Here is a 19,230-nt window from a genome sequence, read left to right as displayed (position 1 = left end):
GGCCGAGCCGAGAGCCGACCGACGGTCGCCGGTTCCTACTGCTCGGGCGTCGACGGCAGGTGGGCTTTCGCGTCTTCGTAGGTGGCGTTGCCGCCCGGTCCGGCCGGGCCGTAGACGAGGTTCAGCACGCCGGTCTGGAACACCTGCGACGAGATCAGGGTGAGCGGAATCGGGGGGAGACCCTCGTCGAACAGCCGCATGCCCCGGCGTACGGCGATCGGGTGCACCAGCAGGTGCAGCTCGTCCAGCAGCCCGGCGTCCAGCAGCTGCCGGACGACGGAGACCGAGCCGCTCATGCCGATCGTGCCGTCACCCGGCTCGTTCTTCAACGCGGTGACGGCCTCGACGAGGTCGCCGCGCAGCTGCTCGGAGTTCCGCCAGGTGAACTGGAGCCGCTGGCGCGACACCACGACCTTGCGGGTGTCGCCGAGCTTCCGGGCGAATGGGGCATCGTCCCCGCCGGCCGCCTCCCGGTCGGGCCACGCCCCGGCGAAGCTGTCGTACGTTTTGCGGCCCAGCAGCAGGACGTCCGCCGCGCCGAGCGTGGCGTCCACGGCGGCACCCATCTCGTCGTTGAAGTACGGGAAGTGCCACTGGTCAGGCGCCTCGACGACGCCGTCGAGCGAGATGAACAGGCCTGCCTTGATCGTTTTCATGCCGGGTCTCCCCCGTGGTCGCTGAACGTTCCGTCATCCGCCGAGACCTCGGATGTTAAATCGATTTGACCAGACGGAGATGGATTTGCGGGGATGGGAACGAGGGATCCCCGTCGACACCCCAGGCAGGGAATCAGCGGTGGAGGCGGCGGGCGCAGGGGCCGTCGTGGTCGGCGCAGAGCAGGCAGCGCCGGCCGCCGGGCATCAGCAGGTCGCAGAAGACCCGATGGCGTAGGTTCTGGTCGTCCTCTGCGGAGACCGTGGTCTCCCCGGGGTCGGTCTGCGGCAGCACGCGCATCCAGCGGCCGACCACCCGAGCGAGGCGCTGCGCGGCGGGCAGGTCGGCGGCGAGGATCGGCACGTGGATGACGTACCGCTGGGTCACCGCTCGGGTCCCCCGGCCTGGCGGGCGCGGGCCTGCTCGGACTGCCAGCGGCGCAGCGCGTCCTTGATGACGGCGGCCTCCCGGCGGCTGGCGGCCAGCGCGGCGTGGACGGCGGCCAGGTCGCCGGCGACCCGGTCGAGGAAGGCGTAGACGTCGTCGGGGTCCAGGCCGCGGCGTCCGAGCCCGACCGGCCTGAAGCGGCGCTCGCGCACCTGCCACGGCAGCAGACTGGTGTACGCGCTGGAGCGGTAGGTCGCTCCGCTCCGCTGGGCCGGTCGCTGGTTGCGGACGCTCATCCGTTCCCACTCCCTCGCTCGTCGTCGGTGGAAGGGTGGGCCGCCCACCCTCCCCGCACGGGCGGACCCACCCCGGCCCTGCCACCGCAGCTTCGATCAGCGGTACGGCAACACGGCTCTTGGTGGTCAGCGTGTGGCACAGGGGAGCCACGACGCAACGTTCCACAGCGGATTTTTCGCGGAGTGTATTGACTTTCTTTACTGCAACCTGTAGAGGTTTCAAAGCAACATCACGCAGTGTTGCAGGGCGGAATCAGGGAGTGCTCGAATGCCGGAAGACATCGGATCGACCGTGCCGCGCCGGCAGCTCGGCCGGCTGCTGCGCCAGTACCGCACCGAGGCCGGCGTGACGCTGGATGCCGCCGCCGAGGCGCTCGAATACAGCCGGCAGAAGATCTGGCGCATCGAGTGCGGCCTGGGCGCGGTGCGGGTGCTCGACGTCAAGGCCATGTGCGAGCTGTACGGCGTCTCGGCGGAGATGACCGACGCGATGAAGGGGCTGGCCGCCGAGACGAAGTCGAAGGGCTGGTGGCACGCGTACGGGGACGCGGTGCCGAGCTGGTTCGAGCTGTACGTCGGCCTGGAATCCGCCGCCGCCAAGCTTCGCCAGTACCAGGAGACCGTCGTCCCCGGTCTACTCCAGACCCGGGAGTACATCCAGGCGCTGGCGCGCGTCGACCAGCCCACGGCGACCGATGAGGACCGCGAGCACGCCGTCCAGGTACGTCTGCAACGGCAGAACCTGTTGACCCGTCGACTACCTCAACCGCCGCGCTTGGACGCGATCATTTCCGAAGCCGTTCTGCGACGCCGAGTCGGCGGACGAGCCATCATGATCGGCCAGCTAAGCGGCCTTCTCGAAGCCTCCGAGCGACCCAACGTCGCCGTTCGGGTGGTACCGCTCGCCGCCGGGCCGCATATCGGCGCGGTCGCCGGCTCCTTCGTCATCCTCGACTTCCCAGCAACAAAGGGCGGCCGAGCCGCACCAGAGCCCTCGGTCGTCTACAGCGAGTCGCTCACCGGCGCGCTCTACCTCGACAAGCCTGCCGAGCTGCGGGCCTACGAGCAAGCGTTTGCGAGCGTGGCTCAGCTCGCGCAAGGTGAGGCAGAATCGAGGGACACCATCAAGGGAATCATCGGGGAGCTGCGGCATGACTGACCTGACGGGCGCCGTCTGGCGCAAGAGCACCCGCAGCGGCGGCAACGGCGGCGAGTGCGTCGAGATCGCCACCAACCTCCCCGGCATCGTCGCCGTACGCGACTCCAAGGACCCGGCCGGACCGGCGCTGATCTTCGCACCGGAGATCTGGGGCGATTTCCTGGCTGCCGTCAAAACCTGGGTGCCGCTCCACTGAATGCGCTCCCTGCCGTCGTGATCATTCCGTCCGGCTCGGAGGACGTTGGCCCTGCCCGAGGTCAGTCGGCGGCAGGCGGAGGCGTCGGGGCGCCGACCGGGCTCGACGGCGGACGGCCGAGGTCGGTGGCCGGCGCTGTGCCGGACGACGGGCCGGATGCGGCGGGCGACCGGTTCAGGGCGGCCAGGACCGTCTCGCGTACCTGCTGGGCGTGGGCCAATATCCGCGCCGCCCCTCCCCTGCTCTCGGCGTCGCGGCCGCGCAGGATCTCGACGGCCTCGTCCACGGTCGCCCGGGCCCGCGCCAGGTCCGTGCCGATCCGCGCCCGCACCTCGGCGTACCCGAGCAGGGCGTGGGCCAGGTCGTCGGCGTACCGGGGCGGATCGTCGGCGCTGAGCCGGCGGCGGATGGCGACCGCCTCGGTGGTGGCGTCCAACGCCGCCGCGACGGCGCCGGCCTCCGATTCGCGGCTTCCCAGGTTGCGCAGGATGCTCGCCAGGGTGGGCAGGTACGCCTGCGGGTTGGCCGCGGCGAGCCGGCGGTAGATGCCGGCCGCCTCCCTGGTCACCACCAGGGCGTCAGTGCCGCGGTCGGCCCGGGCGAGGGCGTTGCCGTAATTGTTCAACGCGGCGGCGAGGGCGGGCAGGAACGCCGTCTCGTTGCGCCGCACCAGGTCCCGCCGCAGGTCGACCGCCTCGGCGAAGGCGTCCAGCGCCTCCGGAATACGGCCCAGTTCGGCGTACCGGCTGCCGAGGTTGTTCAGTGCGGCGGCCAGATGGGGCAGATGCGTGGCCGGTTGGGCGTCGGCCAACTCGCGGTAGTGTTCGCCGGCCTGCCGGACGAACTCCAGCGCCGCCTCCAGGTCGCCGAGCTTGACGCGAAGCAACCCGGCGTTGGTCAACGACGATGCGAGGTCGGGCAGCAGGGTCCGGTCGGCGTCCACGAGGCGTCGCCGGATGCGCAGCGCCTCGTCCGTGGGCGCCACAGCCTCCCGCTCGTAGCCCAGCTCGGACAGCAGCAGGCCCAGGTTGTTGAGCGCGATGGCGAGGCCGGGCAGGTACGCCGGGTCGTCGGTGGCCAACTGTCGCCGGAGGGCCACCGCCTCCTCGATCTCGGGCCGGCCCTCGCGCTGGCGGCCGAGTTCGGAGCGCAGGACACAGACGTTGTTCAGCGCGGCGGCCAACAACGGCCGGTACACGCTGGGGTCGTCGCGGGCCGCCGTCCGGTACTCCTCGACGGCCGCGAGGGTGGCGGCCAGCGCCGCCTCGTGGTGGCCGGCGTTGGCCAGCCGCCAGCCGTGCAGGCCCCGCAGTTGGCCCCGGCGGCCGGGGTCGGTGGCGGTGGCCAGCCGGTGCTCGGTCAGCCGAGCGGTGATCGCCGCGGCCCCGGTGTCCAGGTCGACGTCCCGCTCGGTGGGCAGCAGCCGCTCGACCGCGCGCAGCACCTCGACGTCGAGGTCCGCCGCCTCGGTGAGCGTGGTCATGGCCGCGCTGCCGGCCGCAAGCAGCAGAGTCGGGTCTCGGCGCAGCAGTGGGTACAGGTGTGCGGAACCGACGTGCGGCCAGCGCTGCGCGGCGGCGGCCAGGAATGTGACGGCGCGGGCGGGGCTGGCGCCGACCGCGATCGTGTCGCCCGCGCACAGCCGGTCGAGCAGCTCCCCAGCCCAGGGGCGGGCGGGGTAGTCCTCGCCGTGCCCGGGCAGCGTCAGGGCGAGGAAGTCCTCGGCGAGCCGGTCCGGGTAGAGGGGTTCGAGCACGGTCGCCTGGCCGGCGGCCGCGGGTGGGTAGCAGACGCGGTGGTCGGCGAGCAGCCGCTGCGACGGCACCGGCAGGCCCAGCCGGTCGACGACCTCGACACCGGTGGTTTCGGTGGTGTTGCCGGTGAGGGCGGCGACGAACACCATCCGGTTCATCAGCTCCGGCTCGGTGCGGATCGTGGACGGGCTGTGGCCGTCGCCGGCTGCGTGCAGGTTGACCCAGTGCAGGTGTTCCCGGTCGAGCAGGTAGCTGGTGAGGCCGGCGGCGTCGCGGGGTGTCGGGCGGCCCCGGGTGTGCGCGTCCACGGCGACGAGGGCGGCGATGTGCACGGCGAGGACCAGACCCATGTCCGGCCCGGACAGGGGACGGGGACAGGCGATCACCGTCGGGTCGCCGATGTCGTACCGGTCGGCGAAGCTGTCGCGGGCGGCGTCGAACATCGCGGCGCGGACCCTCGGCTCGTCGGGCAGCGCCGGTAGGTGGTGGCTGGTGGTGCTGGCCATGTGGTTGGCGAGGGCGGCGCGCACCGCCGGCCAGCCGGTGTCGCTGCGGGCCAGCAGCAGGATCCGGGTCGGCACGCCCGGCTGGTGCAGCAACGCATTGCTGAACAGCCAGGTGAGATGGGTGGGTGGCCAGCGGTCGGCGTAGTCGACGACGAGCAGCACCCCGACCCGCCCGTCAACGGTCAGGTCCTGGCTGCTGGGCGAGGGGAGCACGGTGCCCAGGCCGTGCACGGCCTGGACAACCCGCCAGCCCGCGCGCTGCGACTCGACGGCCAGTTGGGCGGCCAGCCGGGTCTTGCCCTGCCCGCCGGGTCCGTACAGCCAGCGGACGGCCAGGCGCGGCCGGTCGTCGCGCCACCGGCGCAGGGCGACAAGTTCGTCGTCGCGGCCGGTGAACGGGACCACGGCGTGCCGGGCGTTGAGCATTCGGCTGGGCAGCTCCCGCAGCCAGTCCGCATCGGGGGTCGCGGCGTCGCCCCAGTTCTCCAGCAGGTACAGCGGGCTGCCGTCACCGAACACATGCAGGTCCGCGCCAATCACCCCGTAGGCGTAGCCGCCGACCGCCGAGACGCGCTGGGACCACCGGGGCTGCGGGGCGGCCTCTTCGGGCTCGCGCGGCGGGTCCTCGGCGTCCTTCGGCTCGGGCCGCCCGTCAGTCATCCGATCCTGACCGGACGGGCGGTCCCGCGGTGGGCGGGCCGTAGTGGTTGATGACGTTGCCGAACATGGCGCCCTGCGCCGTCGCCCCGGACGCGGAGGCGGTGATGTTCTGGACCCACTGCTGCTGGGGGGTCGGTAGTCGGGATCTGATCTCGTCGCGGAGCTTGCCGAGCGGGCTGGCCGCCGCCTCGTTCGCCTCGAGGAAGTCCAGCAGGCGGGCCTGCCAGCCCGGCAGCGACCGCCAACGGACCGTCTCCCGTTCGGCGGGCGGCGCCTGCTCGATCTCAGCGGCGAGCCGGTCCAGCCTGCCGGCCACCATCTCGCGGTCGCGGTCCCCGGTGCCGAGAAGCCGGACGAAGCCGCCCCGCGCATCCGGCCACACGGCGGTCGCCGGCGCGCTGACCAGCACGGAAGCAGCCGTGGTGGCCAACTGCTGCCGGTTCGTCGGATCCATCGATCCCCCTCGTCGTCGGCTCACCCTGCCCCGACGACTGTGCCCGATACCGTCAAGCGGGTCCATGTCGGGCCGGGCGGTGCGGCCGGTGGCGGTAACCAACCATGATGGACGCATGGGCGGGAAGTGGTGGGGTGCCGCGCGGCAGTGGGCCTGGGTGTTCGTCGGCGTCGGCGTCGTCGGGGTCGGCCTGTGGGTGGTCACGATGGCGCTCGGCGCGCGTACCGATGACGGGTTCGACCGGTGGGTGGGCTGGGCCAACATCCTGGCCCTGCCGGTTGGGGCGCTCGGCACCGCGCTGGTGCTGCTGGAGCGCGCCAGCCGTCGCCGGTCCGCCCCCACCGGCGACGGAACGCCCGCCCCCACTGGCTGCGCCGGCCAGCAGACGCAGCACGTCCACGCCACTGACGGCGGCACCGCGCAGGGCGTGATGAACGGCGACATCGTCAACTACGGCTACCCGCCGCCAGCCGGTCCGCACGCCGACGAGCAGCGGGACGGCAGCCGCTGACGCCACCGGACCGGCTGCCGGGCGTCCGCCTCGGACCTGTCGATTTCCTGACGGTCCATGACACTCGGTAGCCCCTGCTGGCCCGCATCGCGGATCGCCGTGCCACGCGCGGCGAGGCGCGGGAAACACGTCGGGGAGGGACGGTGAACCGTCCCTCCCCGGTGTTGGACGAGCCGCCTCAGGACAGGAACTTGTCCAGGGCCGCCTCGATGGTGCCGGAATCCGGCGATGCGTACGACTTCATGGTGGTCTTGTCGTACGAGATGACGATCGGGCACCGGTTCGCCGGGGCGCTCACGGTGCCGCCGTCGCCGATCTTCTCGCCGGTCTTCGCCGCGTAGAAGGTCAGGGTGTAGCGCGACGAGACGTAGTCGATGGTGACCTGCTTGTCCGAGCTGTCCTTGTACCGGCACTCCCTGGGCGTGCCCTCGCTGCCCTCGACGAACTTGAGGCAGCCGACCACGGAGACCGTCTCGAAGTCGGCGGTCTTGGCGTAGTACGGCTTGCTCGAGGGGAGCGACTTCGACGACCAGTACGTCGGCCGGCCAGGGTTGTTCGAGAAGACGTACGCCTTGGCGCCGGACGCGCCGTCGTAGGGCGCCGCGTTGAGGATCTGGCTGCCCTCGCAGACGTCGCCCAGGTCGCTGGAGTAGCGGGCGGTCACCGCGTTGTTGCTGTTGCCGGAGTCCTGCGACTCGGACTGCCCCGGGGTGGGGGTGGCGTCGGTGCCGGACTCGGTGCTGGATCCGCTCGGGGTGGCGGACGCGATCGGGGTGGGATCGTCGTCGTTGTTGACGAGGGCGAACCCGATGCCGGCGCCGCAGAGCACGAGCAGGACCACCACGGCAGCGGCGGACAGGCCGATGATCAGGCCCCTGTTCGACTTCCGCGGCGGCCGGACGGGGGCCCCGAACTGCGGTGGCTGCCCTGGCTGGCCGTATCCGGGGTACCCGCCCTGCGGGGCCGGCGGCCCGCTCCACGGGGTGACGTTCGGATCCGTCTGCCCTCCGTACGGAGGGTGACTGTGGGTCATCTGAAGCCCTTATCGCTGTCAACGAGTCCCCAGGCGCGGGGATCATGCAACAGGGTAGTGAGCGCTCCAAATCGCGCCGGTTGTCGGCGATCCGGCCGAGTCCCAGGTCGTAACCGCCGGAATCCTGGCCATCACACTCCGTGTCGGAGCGCGGGTGCCGTACATCGACGAGACCGGAGGCATCGGAGGCGCGGATCCGGGCCGCTACAGCGGGATTTCGCTCCTCGCGTCGCTCGGGTGTGGACGCCAGTCGGGGGTACGTCTCCTCGCATGACGAGGATCACCCATGCCGGCGTCGCCTGCACGGGCTCCTGGGACCTAAGTCGCCGGCTCCGCAAACGCCAGGAAGGGGCTGGGCGATCCACTCCACGAGACGTGCAACGCCTCTCTCGCCCTCGTGCTGGCGACGAAGAGCAGACAGCGTTCCCTGAGCATGTCGCTGTCGTGCTGCAACGCGTCCACCTCGGGCGGCGTGACCTCCTTCGCGAACGGCACCGCCTTCGTCGTCACGCCGACCATCGCGACGCACCGGAACTCCAGCCCCTTCATCGCGTGCATCGTGGCGAGCCGCACCCCGTCCACATCCGCGCCGGGCTGGTCCCGCACCCACACGGCCGGCACGTCGGCCGCCGTCAGCGCGTCGTAGACAGTACGCAGGGTCGTGTTGAAGCGCCCGCACACCGCGATCTCGCTCGGCCGCACGCCCTGGCTCAGCCACTCACGTACCCGGTCGACGAGCGCCGCCACCTCCGCCTGGCTCGTCGGATGGCCCGCGGCCTGCGGCCGCTTGCCGTGCAGCAGCGACCGGTACCCGACCAGGCTGTCGTCCCCTCCCCCGCCGAGGTCCTCGACCCGTGACCCGACGAGGACCCTCGTCGACCAGGACAGAATCTCCTCGGTGCTGCGGTAGTTGATGCGCAGCCGGCTGCTGCGACCGGCGACGGGGATGCCGAGGGCGGTGAGGGACACCCGGGAGTCGTAGATGCGCTGGTGCGGATCGCCGGTGATGAACAGGTCGTCCGGACCGGGCGGCACCGCCGCGCGCAGCACACGCCACTGCGCGGGGTGCAGGTCCTGCGCCTCGTCCACGGCGACGTGGTCGAAGCCGTGGATAGCAAGGTCCGCGCCGTCGAGCAGTTGCGCCGCCCGCGCGCACACCTGTAGGTGCGTGGCTGTGCCGGCCGCCGTCAGCTCGGCGGTGAACATCTCCACGGCGTCCCACACCCGGTCGCGCCGCCGCGCGCCGAGGGCCGCCCCCCGGCCGCGCCGGCTCGCCTCCCGGTACGCCTCTCGGCTGCGCACGTCGTGCGCCAGGATGACGTGGCGGAACTCCTGGGCGAGAAACTGCTCGGGCCAGGGCAGGTCCAGCCGCCGACACACCCGCCGCCAGACCTGCCGCTCGTCCGCGTCCCCGATCGGAGCCGGCACCCCGCCGGCCAGGGTGCGAACGGTGCGGTTGGCGAAGGCGTTCACCGTGGTCACCTCCACCCGCGCCAGCTGCTTCTCGTCGTCGAGGAGCAGCGCCAGGTTCTCCCGTAGGGTCGCGGCCAGGGCATTGGTGTACGTGGTGAGCAGCACCCGGCTGTCGGGCGACCGGGACAGCAGGTGCTTCACCCGGTGCAGGGCCACCACCGTCTTGCCCGTGCCGGGGCCGCCCGTCACCTGCGCCGGCCCGTTGTAGGAGACCCGGTACGCGACCCGCCGCTGGGACGGGTGCAGGAACACCCGCCAGGCGGCGAAGGGCTTGTCGAGGATCTCGGCGAGCTCGTCGGGTCGGGTCACCAGGGTGATGCGGCTGGTGGTGTTGGCGATCGCGACGGCCAGGCTCTCGCTCGGCTCCGGCGTCGCGTCCGCCGGCCGGCGCTCGGCCACGACGTCGCGGTAGACCTCGTCCGGCGTGAAGCCCTCGGCGAGGTACTGCAGCACCTCGAACTGGTCCTCGGGCAGCAGCGTGCCGAACGCCTCCAGCTGACGCTTGTCGATGATCGTGCGTACCGCCCGCAGCACCTGATCGTCGATGCCGAGATGCCGCAGCACGGTGTCGGAGTAGCGGGCGAACAGCAGGCTCGACGCCTCCGCGGCAGCCTTCTCCAGCGCCGGGGTCAGCTGCTCGATGGCGACGACGTTGCGGACCTCCAGGGCCCGGGTCGCCGTGTTCACCGTGTAGAGCCGCTTCGCGGCCCAGGTGTACGCGTCGTCGTGCGGCACGACGTTGAGCAGCAGGAAGGTGTCGCTGCCGTCGTCGGGCGCCAGCACCACCCCGCGCCAGAAGTCGGTAATCCGGATGGTCCGCATCCGGGGGTCCCGCGCGTTGTTCACCGACTCCAGGCGCAGGCCCTTGTCTGCGTACAGCTCGGCGATGCTGAGCTGCTGGAACTTCTCCATCGCCTTACGCACGCCGGCCCTGACCGGCTTCTCCAGGACGTCGTAGCTCTGCCAGAAGCTGTTGGCGAAGGCGAGCTGGGGCACGAGGGGTCTCCAACGGGTGGCGCGCGGTGGCAGGGGCGAGGCCGAAGGATAGGCGAGCGTCAGATCTCGGTTTGCGTGGCCTGCCCGTAAAACCAGCGGAGATGCTCGATCAGCGCTTCGCGCGCCTTGGCGTTGACGAGGACGCCGAGGGTGAAGCCGGGGCGGAGCGCCAGCTTGGCCGTTGCGATCTTTACGCCCGGCAGCTCGTTCAGCCGCTGACGGAACTGCTCCCGGAGCGCGATGTCGTCGAACGGCGTCCGGGTGCTCAGGTGCTGGAACACGATCTCGAACTTCCCGCTCGGATAGATCGTTGCGGGCCAGATGTTGCCGAGCTCGTGGTCCTTCCCGCGCGCCATCAGGAAGCACGAGGTCTCGCCGCCGGAGCCGTAGAGCAGCATGCCGCCCATTCCGGCCCAGGCTTCGAGCACCGCAACCGTTCCGTGCGCGACCTGCGCGTCCTGGAGGTCCGTCAACTGCTCGAGGAACCGGTCGTCCAGCGAACTGTTGCGCCGGGACCGCGGTCGGAGAAGCTGGCCGGGCCCGTCCTGCTGCGGCATGCCGGCAAGTTGGGCCAGTTCCTCGACACCGATGCGCTGCGCCTGGCTGGCGCGGCCGTACTTGTCGAACTCGACACCCTCTTCCCGCAGCAGATCCTGCGGGGAGTCGGTGCGGGAGGGGTCGAGCCAGCGGAAGTTCGGCGCGACCACGCCCTCGGCCTGGAGGACCCGGTGCGCGTTCGGCGCCGGGTGGTTCGCCAGCCGGGCACCGACGGAGACAGGGTGGGTGCCAATCAGCGCGGCCAGATCCCCGTACGCGGTCCAGGAGCTGGCGGGCAGCGCGGCGAGCGCTGTGTTCATGACGTCCCAGGGCACCTCGGACTTGTTGCCCGCTTCCTCGGTTGGCCCGGGCCAGGTGGCGATGATCCGTTCCGCGAGCGCATCCGCGCGGGCGTGGATTTCGGGGCGTCCCCAGCGCTTCTGGTCGGCGATCTCCCGGTTGAGCGCGATCCCGCTCTTCCCCAACTGCGCCCGCTTAACCAGGAAGGAGCTGTTGCTCAGTTCCGCGTTGTAGCCGGTGAGAGTCAGGTTGCCCAACGTGTGCACCAGGGCCTCGTGCACCTCGGCGAAGCTCTCCTCCCCTTGCAGGTCCTCACTCAGCATCTGCCGCCACTCCGCGGTCGGGCTCTGCGGCATGACGTGCTCGATGGTCAGCGATGCTGGAGAGACTGGCTCCTTGCTGCCATACGACTCCTCCAGCCACTGAAGCACCAGCTTGCGCTGGGTCGCGCGCCCGTTGAGATAGAACGGGATGGATCGCACCGCTTCCCGCAGGCTGGTGTCGGTGGCGTAGTACTTCCGGCCGACCGACAGGTATGCCCGCACTGCCTCGTCGACCGGCAGGTCCTTACGCATGTCGGTCACGATGCGCAGCAGGACCCGGTTGATGCTCGCGGTGGCACGGCCGATCAGCAGGCGCCGGATGAAGTAGCTCTCGGCGTACAGCATCGCCGAGGCGATCTGGTCGGAGGTTGCCGTCCCCTCCTTGCGGCGGTCCAGCAGGTGCAGCAGCAGCGGCAACACGGTGGTCGTGTCCCACGCGTTGAGCCGGGCCAGCCGCCGCCGCACCTCCGGGTCCTGCTCCTCGTCAGGGTGCAGGATGATCCGCAGGAGCGCGCCGAGGCGGCAGAATCGGCGCACCTCGGCCTCGATCTCGGCCTCGGTGTGCAGGCCGTTGAGCCGCGCCTGCTGGCCGACGTAGGTGTCCGTCTGCTTCACCTCAGGGTTGCGGTGCACCAGGTCCAGCCAGAACAACTGCTCGAGTTCACCGGAGTCCAGCTGCTTCTGCAGCGGGAACCACAGCGAGTCGTAGACCGCCTCGCCGCGGCTGGGCAACCGCATGAACAGGTAGTTGCGCAGCAGGTCGGCCTGGGTGAGCTTCAGGCCGGTGTTGTTGAGCGACTCGAAGATCCGGTAAACGTTGTCGCCGGCACCCGCCACGACCGAGACCAGCGCCATCCCCGAGATGACCGCGTCCTCGATGCGCTCGATGTCCATCGGGTCGTCCGAGCCGGCAACGCCAGCAAGCTGCGCTCCGAAGAACCGATAGGCCGCCCCGACCGGGTCGCTACCGCCTGCCTGCGGCGTCGCTTCCAGGCATGCCTCGTATGCGGGCCGGTCGGCTTGAGTAGGGACGATCTTTAAACGGTGGGCTGGCTTCCACTTGTTGATCAGGTATTCCTGGTCGATGCGGTCCCGATGGCCTGGGTCCTCATGCTTGGCCCGGTGGTCGCGAATGGCGCAGAGCAGGATCGACAGGGTGGTCAGCCGCTGCTGGCCGTCCACCACCAGGAACTCCGAAACGCCCGCCGGCCCGTTCGTCGGGCTGGGGGCGAGCACCAGGGAGCCGATGAAATGCGTGAGGCTACCGTTGTCGGCCCGCTCCTCGGCCAGCTTTCGGATGTCCTCCCAGAGGCGCTTGAGCTGCGAGTCCGTCCACGAGTACGTCCGTTGGTACAGCGGCACCCGATACTGCTTCGCGCCCTCGAGCAGCTCCCGCAGCGTCGTTTCCTTTGCCGCGACCATGCACCGACTCCTCGTCTCTCCAGGCAATCCACAGCGGTCGGAGCAGCCCAGAATAGGCGGAAATCGAAGCGCTTCCCCATGATCGTTCTGTCGGCATTGCGACACATGTTGGCCGGACACCATCTTGATGGGGACCTCGCATGAGGTCCTCCTCCGAACAGGCCGGACCAGCCCACCGGTCAGCGCTTCCATCTGAACGGCCGGCCACTCGGGGTGGGCTCGCCCATCAAGCAAGAATCAAGCGGCACGAACGCGGTGGCGGCCCACAAATCTGCCGGCCGCACGACGCAGGCGTCAACGCGCCAACTCGGCAGGCGATGCATCGGAGGGCGACATCACCAGCAGGGGTTCGATCGGCGACTGGTACGCCGACGCGGAAATGCGAGGCACTGCGGATCACGGCCGCGATTGGGAGAACGACGACATCCCGGATCGCACACCAGAATCCTGGCTCGACGACCTGGGGATCGCGTCGCCGCCGTACTCGCCAGGCGGCGATGGAGGCGAAGCGCGGCGGTCCGGGACGGGTGGAGCGCCGCACCGTCCGGGAACCGCCTGTCAGTGCATGCCCTGCAAGTCCCGACTTGGCAAGGTGGTCGGCCATCCCGCGGCATCCCTCGCCACAGCCGCGCGGAAACTGCTGGACACGATGCCGGGCGCGAAGGACAGCACCTTGGCCCGCCATCTGCGGCGCTCGGGTTGGCCGGATGTCACCGCAGACCAGGTCGGACGGGTGCTGCAGGGCTTGAACCGTCGACAGCCACAGCGGCGTCCGGCCCCGGCCAAGAAGAACCCGCTGAGGTCTCAGCGCCTCGCGGACGCGGCGAAGGCAGCTCAGGGCAAGCACCCGAGGTTGGGTATTCGAAAGGTGACGCAGAAGCTCCGGAAGACCGGCTGGCCCGCCGTGACCGAGGATGAGGTGCGGGCCGCGCTTGCTGCACCGCCTCGCCCCGCGAGCCTCACTCCTTTGATCCCCACCCGGCCGCTGCCCACCCCACGGACTCGCCCGGATGCCTGCCCGGCATGCGGAGTGGTCGTGGGGTCGTTGGGTTTGTGCCGCTGCTCCTAAACGCCGCGGTCAACAAGCAGGACGCGAGCGCATCCGTCGCCCCATTGACACTCTGAAATTTCTCGATCACTCTGGGTGTTCTAACCCATGCGATAGGTCAGCACCGGGGGTGGGCGTGGAGATCGAGTCCCTCGTACGATCCCTCAATCAGCCGTCCAGACTCGTCGTCGAATCCTCCCCTCGCCTTGTCGACGCCGTCGAGAAGTACGCCAAGGACGCCGCCGAGAAGAACGACGCGTACCGGTACGGCAAGGCGCCCGTCACGGTGACGATCGGCCCGACGGTGGGAACCAGCCCGGCGCAGGTGCTGCACGAGCTCGGGGTGGCGACCACGCTGTTGACCGCGTCGCCTCTGGCGCAGGTGGCCCGCCACTGGGCGCACGTCCGTTACTGCGCGACGCTGACCCGGCAACGCGGCATGCTCGGGCTCACTCCGTCAGCCCAGAGCCTCGTATACCACCACAAGGTGACCCAGTCCGAGCAGTTGGGCATCGGCCTGGCTCTTGTGGTGGCAAAAAGGTGCTGCAGCGGCAATACCGCCAGTGGACCTTCTTCGCGGTCGACGCGGAGGTGGCGCTGAAGGCAGGGTTCATCGACGGGGCGGGCGCGGTGGAACGCACCTCGAAAAGCCAGAAGCGTCCGGACTACTTCCTGGTGGGGCACCACAGTTCGGGTCGTCGCAGCCGGATGAAGATCGTGGTGCTGGAATGCAAGGGCACCCATCAGCCACCGAGCTTCGCCTACGGTCAACTCGCCCGGGCCGCGGTGCAGGTGAGGACGCTCAATGTCGGTGGCCGCCGCCCCCCGGCACTGATGGTCGCGTCCTGCCTGGCGGGGCGTCAGATCACGTCGTACATCCTCGATCCGCCGGGGGATGACGAGTTGTGGGACGGCGGCCCCGACGACTTCGACGAGTTGCTGCACGGCCGCCCAGAGGACCACCACTGGCGGACCCGGCCCGCCACGGCCGACGAGGCACGGACTTGGCCGGCGGCGGTTGAGGACGCCGGGCCGCCCGGTACCACCGGCCCCGACCCGACAGACGAGCTGCCGCCGGGAGCGCCCGAGGTGTTCGACGTGCCCGAGGAACGGCGTGGCTGGTTCACGCAGATCCTGACCCGTGCGGTGGCGGCCACCGCACTGCTGTTCGCCGGCGATAACGCCACCGCCCGTCATTACGCGACGCCACGGCAACGTGGGGACGAGGAACCCCACACCGGCCAACTGAGGCTGTTCGAGCTGGACCCGTCGTGGGCAGAGAGCACCGCCACGTCGCAGCCCGTGGCGGACGACCTGCGTGCGGAAGGCACCCTCTATCGCGCGCCGCTGCCGAACGGCAAGGCCCTGGAGGTGTTTCGGGGCGTGGAGAGCAGCCTGTACCGCCACCTCGCGGACGGCCAGGTTGCCGCGTACCTCCGTGCGGCACCGCTGATCCGCCGCCGGTGGTCGCGGTCCCGGCCGCGCGACGGGGTGGTGTCGCTCGGCCGGGACGGCACGGTCCTCACCATCCGCGTCACCGACCGGCGCCGCTGAGGCACCACCGAAGGGCGTTGGCGCGCCTCAATGCTCCAAGCTGGCCGCCCGAACGAAGGCCGCCCAGGAGTCGGGCGGGAAGGTGAGCACCGGCCCGCTGCGGTCCTTGCTGTCGCGTACGGCGACGACGCCGGGCAGGTCGTCGGCGACCTCGACGCAGTTGCCGCCGTTGTCGCCGCTGCGGGTGCTGGTGCGCCAGTTCGCGCCGGTCAGGTCAACCATGGTGAACCTCCTGCATGATCTTCTCGATCAGGTGTCGGGACTGCTCTTCATCCAGGGCCAACGAGTCGAGGCTGGCCCAGGTCTCCTCGTACGCGGAAATCTCCTCCTTCCGGTCGAGGTACAGCGCGCCGGTCAGCGACTCGCTGTAGACCACCGACGGTTCGGGCTCGACGCGGTTGCCGGGCGGGAAGTCGAGCACCACGAACGCGCCCGCGACCGCGCCGTGGTGCAGCCCGGCGGCCAGCGGCACGACCCGGATCGACACGTGCGGCAGTCGGCTCGCCTCCATCAGGTGCCGAAGCTGCTCCGCCATTGTCGCCGAGCAGCCGACGGCACGCAGCAGCACCGCTTCGGAGAGCATGACGTCGAGCCGGGGCGGCGGGGGCAGCCGCCGGCGCAGCAGGTCCTGCCGTTGCAGCCGCACCTCGACCAGGCGCTCCTGCTCGTCCTCCGTCAGGCCCGGCCGACGCTGGCAGACGGCCGTCGCGTACCCCCGGGTCTGCAACAGCCCGGGGACCAGCGCGTCGTCGTGCTCGCGCAGCCGGCACGCGGCGGACTCCAGGCCGACGTACAGTTCGAACCAGTCGGGGACCGTGTCGCCGTACGAGTGCCACCAGCCCTTCACCCTCGTCTCGCCGGCCAGGGCGATTAGCGCGCCGGCCAGCTCGGGCGTCGCCGCGTACAGCTCGCACATCGCCCGCACGTCGAGCCCGCGCACCGCGCACAGGCCCGCCTCGATCCGCCACACCTTCTGCCGGCTGCACTGCAACGCCTCTGCCGCGCCGTCCAGCGTCATCCGCGCCTCGGTCCGCAGCTCCCGCAGCGTCCGCCCGAGCTGCCGGCGCGGCACCGTCGACCCCAGGTCCTCAGCCATCCGATCCCCGCCCCTCGACTCTTCGGTCCGCGCAGCGCCGCCGGGCGCCGGGCGGCTCCGGGTCGTAGCGGTCCGCGCGCTCGTTCCGCGCGGGAGCCGCCCGCCGCCGCGCGGGCCGCTCGTAGACGAGCGCGCCGTCGCACCGCGAGGTCGCCCATTCATCGGGTACGCCGTCAGGCGCGCCCGACCGCCGGCAGCGGCCCGGCACCTCCCCGTCGGGTACGACCTGCCCGGTCAGGTCTGCTCCGGCCCTCCCGGGCCGCAAGAACCACTTCCACCGCCTACTCATGCCCCTCCCACCTCTGCTAACCGCAAACTCCACGTGCACAGATGAACAGACTACACACTCATACGCAGGTGAAGAGAGCATCTGCACAGGGAACAGATGTTCAGCTCGCATGCTCCTACCGTCGACGCATGGGGAAGCTCCGGTTGGTGGCGAGCCAGGAGGTGCAGGAGATGCTCCGCGTCTCCCGTACGCGCGCCTACCAGATCACCAACTCGAAGACCTTCCCCGACCCCGTGGCCGTCCTGTCGGTCGGGCGGATATGGCGGGCCGAGGACGTGGAGCGGTGGATCAGGGACCACCGACCGGATCTCCAGGACGCGGAAGAGTAGCCCCGATCCCTCGCCACCCCACCCTCGCTGGCCGGTTCGATCAGCGGACTGATAACTCAGGTGCAGCGCACTCCTTCGGATCTGGTTCCGTAAGACGGAGGACAAGACGCTGCTGGGTGTCGGGCGACGTGTCGCGGGCCACCGCGTACCGGTACGTGGTCAAGGGCGTAGCGTCCTCGCCGCCCAGGCACCCGGCCTGCAAGTGGCGTTGCCGCGGGTCGTCGGCGACGGCTGGTCGTGCATGCCCCTGAACGGCAAGTTGTTCGACTGCGTCTTCCGAGGACGTGGACAGAGTGGTCAAACGCAACGAGTACGCCGCCGCCGACATCGGGCAGCACTGGATGATCAACCAAGATCCGGCCCAGACCGGCACCGTGCACCAAGAGCCAACAATGCGTTGATCTCGGCTGGCGCGTCGCCCAGTCTCCCAGGTGGCGTTCAGGCAGCCAGGGGTCGCGGCTACATTCCACTCTGCTCGGTGTTCACACCGACCGCATTCACCCGCACGGAAGGGAACCCGGATGGATCACCTCATGCGTGACGTACGGGCTTTCGCAGAGGCGCGGGATTGGCAGCAGTTCCATACCCCGAAGAACCTCGCCATGGCCCTCGCCGGGGAGGTCGGAGAACTGCTGGCTGAGTTCCAGTGGCTGACCCCGCAACAGGCCGCTGAAGTCATGTCCGACCCCGAAGCGGGCGCCCGTGTGAAGGCCGAGATCGGTGACGTCATGATCTACCTGACCCGGCTCGCCGACGTCCTCGACATCGACCTGGTCGAGGCCGCACTCACGAAGTTGGACGAGGTGGCTACCCGATACCCCGCCGCTGAGGCAAGGGGGTCGGCCGCGAAGCGGTAAGGCAGCCGACAGCAGGGCCATGGCGAGAAATTGATCTCTTCGCTACAGTCCACGACATCAAAGCGCGTAACGACGGGCTTCCGGCCGTGGCCGGACACGCCCCCCATGCGCACGATCACTTCGTGCTGCCCGGGGGCATGTGTTGTCCGAGTTCCGCATTTCCGCCGACGGTCTGCTTTGCCTGGCCACCAGCGGCACCCTCGCCGACCGGATCGCGGAACAGATCGGCCACAAGGTGAGCCCCGCCGAGCACCGTTCATGGTCGCGCAGCCTGGCGGTGCTGGGACAGGATCTCGCCGACGCCGGCCTGGGCCAGGTCGAGGTGCTGGTCGAGTACCAACTCCCACTGACCAGCAAGCGCGTCGACGTCGTGCTCGCCGGGGTCCACCCGACGACCACCGAGGACTCGTACGTCGTCGTCGAACTCAAGCAGTGGTCCCACGCAGAAGCCTACGAGGGCTCCGACCGACTCGTCCTAGTGGAGCATGCCAAGGGGCCACGGCTGCACCCGGGCGTGCAGGTCGGTGACTACTGCGAATACCTCACCGACTTCCTCGGCGTTCTCGGTGACCCGCGTAACCCGGTGCGCGGCGCGGCGTACCTGCACAACGCCGTGGACCGGGACGTCAACGACTTGTTCGCCCGCCGCCCCACAGAGCAGAGCCGGATCTTCACGAAGCAGCGGCGCGGCCAGTTCCTCGACTATCTCCGTACCCATCTGGCACCCGCGCCGGGGGCGGTCGCGGCGGACCGCTTCCTCACCAGTTCGGTGCGGCCCAGCAAGCACCTCCTGTCGTACGCGGCACAGGAACTGAAGGAACGGTCGCACTTCACGCTGCTCGACGAACAGCGCCTGGCGTACGAACTGGTGTTGCACGCGGTGGAGCGGGCCAGGTCGGCGGACCGGAAGTCGGTCGTGGTCGTGTCGGGCGGGCCCGGCAGCGGCAAAAGCGTGATCGCGCTGTCGGTGCTGGGGGAACTCGCCCGGCAGAACCGGGCCGTCATGCACGCCACCGGCTCCCGGTCGTTCACCCAGACCCTGCGCCGTTACGCCGGCCGTGGCTCCACCCGACTGAAGAACTTGTTCGCCTACTTCAACAGCTTCATGTCGGCGGAACGCAATGGCTTCGACGTGCTGATCTGCGACGAGGCGCACCGGATCCGGGAGACCTCGGTCAACCGGTTCACCCCGAAGGCCAAGCGGGACAAGGCCCGGCCGCAGGTCGACGAGCTGATCGCCGCCGCACGGGTACCCGTCTTCCTGCTTGACGAGCACCAAGTCGTGAAGCCGGGCGAATTGGGGCTCTTGTGATGTTCTCGTGGGTGGGTTGACGCCCTGATCAACAGGGCACGCCGTGTCCCGTCTAGGTTTCTGGCTTGTCGAAGGTCAGAAACT

The 19,230-nt window shown here is 70.1% G+C and carries 18 protein-coding genes; 8 read left to right on the top strand and 10 right to left on the bottom strand.

Features of this window, described 5'->3' with window-relative positions:
* Positions 1-35 precede the first annotated feature (35 nt).
* The 3 genes from ACGFIZ_RS25980 to ACGFIZ_RS25970 all read right to left on the bottom strand — a co-directional run bounded on the left by ACGFIZ_RS25980 (position 36) and on the right by ACGFIZ_RS25970 (position 1,337).
* Positions 36-656: a dihydrofolate reductase family protein gene (locus tag ACGFIZ_RS25980; protein WP_393423348.1), complete on the bottom strand. Its 621-nt coding sequence runs from the start codon at positions 654-656 to the stop codon at positions 36-38.
* A gap of 133 nt (positions 657-789) precedes the next feature.
* Complete coding sequence (locus ACGFIZ_RS25975; protein ID WP_393423346.1) at positions 790-1,041, bottom strand: hypothetical protein; 252 nt, start codon at positions 1,039-1,041, stop codon at positions 790-792.
* Positions 1,038-1,337 (bottom strand): DivIVA domain-containing protein, encoded by a 300-nt coding sequence (locus ACGFIZ_RS25970; RefSeq protein ID WP_393423344.1) that lies wholly within the window; start codon positions 1,335-1,337, stop codon positions 1,038-1,040. Before ACGFIZ_RS25970 ends, ACGFIZ_RS25975 begins: the two co-directional genes overlap by 4 nt.
* A 268-nt stretch (positions 1,338-1,605) precedes the next feature.
* Between ACGFIZ_RS25970 and ACGFIZ_RS25965 the strand changes: the two genes are divergently transcribed.
* On the top strand, positions 1,606-2,496 hold the full coding sequence (locus ACGFIZ_RS25965) for a helix-turn-helix domain-containing protein (RefSeq protein WP_393423342.1): 891 nt from the start codon (positions 1,606-1,608) through the stop codon (positions 2,494-2,496).
* The gene (locus ACGFIZ_RS25960; RefSeq protein WP_393423340.1) at positions 2,489-2,692 is read left to right on the top strand and encodes a DUF397 domain-containing protein; all 204 of its coding nucleotides are present in this window, start codon (positions 2,489-2,491) and stop codon (positions 2,690-2,692) included. The genes ACGFIZ_RS25965 and ACGFIZ_RS25960 overlap by 8 nt, the downstream gene beginning before the upstream one ends.
* Positions 2,693-2,753: 61 nt before the next feature.
* Here the strand turns inward: ACGFIZ_RS25960 and ACGFIZ_RS25955 are convergent, their stop codons facing one another.
* Positions 2,754-5,612, bottom strand: a complete 2,859-nt coding sequence (locus tag ACGFIZ_RS25955; protein ID WP_393423338.1) for a tetratricopeptide repeat protein — start codon at positions 5,610-5,612, stop codon at positions 2,754-2,756.
* Positions 5,605-6,066: a hypothetical protein gene (locus ACGFIZ_RS25950; protein ID WP_393423336.1), complete on the bottom strand. Its 462-nt coding sequence runs from the start codon at positions 6,064-6,066 to the stop codon at positions 5,605-5,607. Before ACGFIZ_RS25950 ends, ACGFIZ_RS25955 begins: the two co-directional genes overlap by 8 nt.
* A gap of 115 nt (positions 6,067-6,181) precedes the next feature.
* On the opposite strand from ACGFIZ_RS25950, the gene ACGFIZ_RS25945 reads away from it, so the two are divergent.
* Positions 6,182-6,577, top strand: a complete 396-nt coding sequence (locus ACGFIZ_RS25945; RefSeq protein WP_393423334.1) for a hypothetical protein — start codon at positions 6,182-6,184, stop codon at positions 6,575-6,577.
* 178 nt (positions 6,578-6,755) lie between these two features.
* On the opposite strand, the gene ACGFIZ_RS25940 is transcribed toward ACGFIZ_RS25945, so the two are convergent.
* The 3 genes from ACGFIZ_RS25940 to ACGFIZ_RS25930 form a co-directional block, all read right to left on the bottom strand.
* Complete coding sequence (locus ACGFIZ_RS25940) at positions 6,756-7,610, bottom strand: hypothetical protein (protein WP_393423332.1); 855 nt, start codon at positions 7,608-7,610, stop codon at positions 6,756-6,758.
* A 318-nt stretch (positions 7,611-7,928) separates the two neighbouring features.
* Entirely contained in the window at positions 7,929-10,079 is a 2,151-nt protein-coding gene (locus ACGFIZ_RS25935; protein ID WP_393423330.1) for a UvrD-helicase domain-containing protein, read from the bottom strand.
* A gap of 59 nt (positions 10,080-10,138) precedes the next feature.
* Positions 10,139-12,661 carry a DUF262 domain-containing protein gene (locus ACGFIZ_RS25930; protein ID WP_393423328.1) on the bottom strand — a complete coding sequence of 841 codons (2,523 nt, stop codon included), beginning with the start codon at positions 12,659-12,661 and terminating at the stop codon, positions 10,139-10,141.
* Between the two features lie 1,184 nt (positions 12,662-13,845).
* On the opposite strand from ACGFIZ_RS25930, the gene ACGFIZ_RS25925 reads away from it, so the two are divergent.
* Complete coding sequence (locus ACGFIZ_RS25925) at positions 13,846-14,310, top strand: hypothetical protein (protein ID WP_393423326.1); 465 nt, start codon at positions 13,846-13,848, stop codon at positions 14,308-14,310.
* Positions 14,250-15,263, top strand: a complete 1,014-nt coding sequence (locus ACGFIZ_RS25920) for a hypothetical protein (RefSeq protein ID WP_393423324.1) — start codon at positions 14,250-14,252, stop codon at positions 15,261-15,263. Before ACGFIZ_RS25925 ends, ACGFIZ_RS25920 begins: the two co-directional genes overlap by 61 nt.
* 27 nt (positions 15,264-15,290) lie before the next feature.
* Here the strand turns inward: ACGFIZ_RS25920 and ACGFIZ_RS25915 are convergent, their stop codons facing one another.
* Both ACGFIZ_RS25915 and ACGFIZ_RS25910 read right to left on the bottom strand, forming a co-directional pair.
* Positions 15,291-15,485, bottom strand: coding sequence for a DUF397 domain-containing protein (locus ACGFIZ_RS25915; protein WP_393423322.1), 195 nt, complete (start codon positions 15,483-15,485; stop codon positions 15,291-15,293).
* Positions 15,478-16,359 (bottom strand): helix-turn-helix domain-containing protein, encoded by an 882-nt coding sequence (locus ACGFIZ_RS25910; RefSeq protein ID WP_393423321.1) that lies wholly within the window; start codon positions 16,357-16,359, stop codon positions 15,478-15,480. The genes ACGFIZ_RS25915 and ACGFIZ_RS25910 overlap by 8 nt, the downstream gene beginning before the upstream one ends.
* 417 nt (positions 16,360-16,776) lie before the next feature.
* On the opposite strand from ACGFIZ_RS25910, the gene ACGFIZ_RS25905 reads away from it, so the two are divergent.
* The 3 genes from ACGFIZ_RS25905 to ACGFIZ_RS25895 all read left to right on the top strand — a co-directional run bounded on the left by ACGFIZ_RS25905 (position 16,777) and on the right by ACGFIZ_RS25895 (position 19,146).
* Complete coding sequence (locus tag ACGFIZ_RS25905; RefSeq protein WP_145776728.1) at positions 16,777-16,977, top strand: AlpA family transcriptional regulator; 201 nt, start codon at positions 16,777-16,779, stop codon at positions 16,975-16,977.
* Positions 16,978-17,498: 521 nt separating this feature from the next.
* Positions 17,499-17,834 carry a nucleotide pyrophosphohydrolase gene (locus ACGFIZ_RS25900; RefSeq protein ID WP_393423319.1) on the top strand — a complete coding sequence of 112 codons (336 nt, stop codon included), beginning with the start codon at positions 17,499-17,501 and terminating at the stop codon, positions 17,832-17,834.
* A gap of 142 nt (positions 17,835-17,976) precedes the next feature.
* Positions 17,977-19,146, top strand: a complete 1,170-nt coding sequence (locus tag ACGFIZ_RS25895; RefSeq protein WP_393423317.1) for a DNA/RNA helicase domain-containing protein — start codon at positions 17,977-17,979, stop codon at positions 19,144-19,146.
* The last annotated feature ends 84 nt before the right edge of the window (positions 19,147-19,230 follow it).

Source organism: Micromonospora sp. NPDC048830, from assembly GCF_043198215.1.
In the GTDB taxonomy this organism is placed as follows: Bacteria; Actinomycetota; Actinomycetes; order Mycobacteriales; family Micromonosporaceae; genus Micromonospora.
The sequence above is the reverse complement of the archived record's forward strand: the minus strand, read 5'-3'. Positions and strand labels throughout refer to the sequence as shown.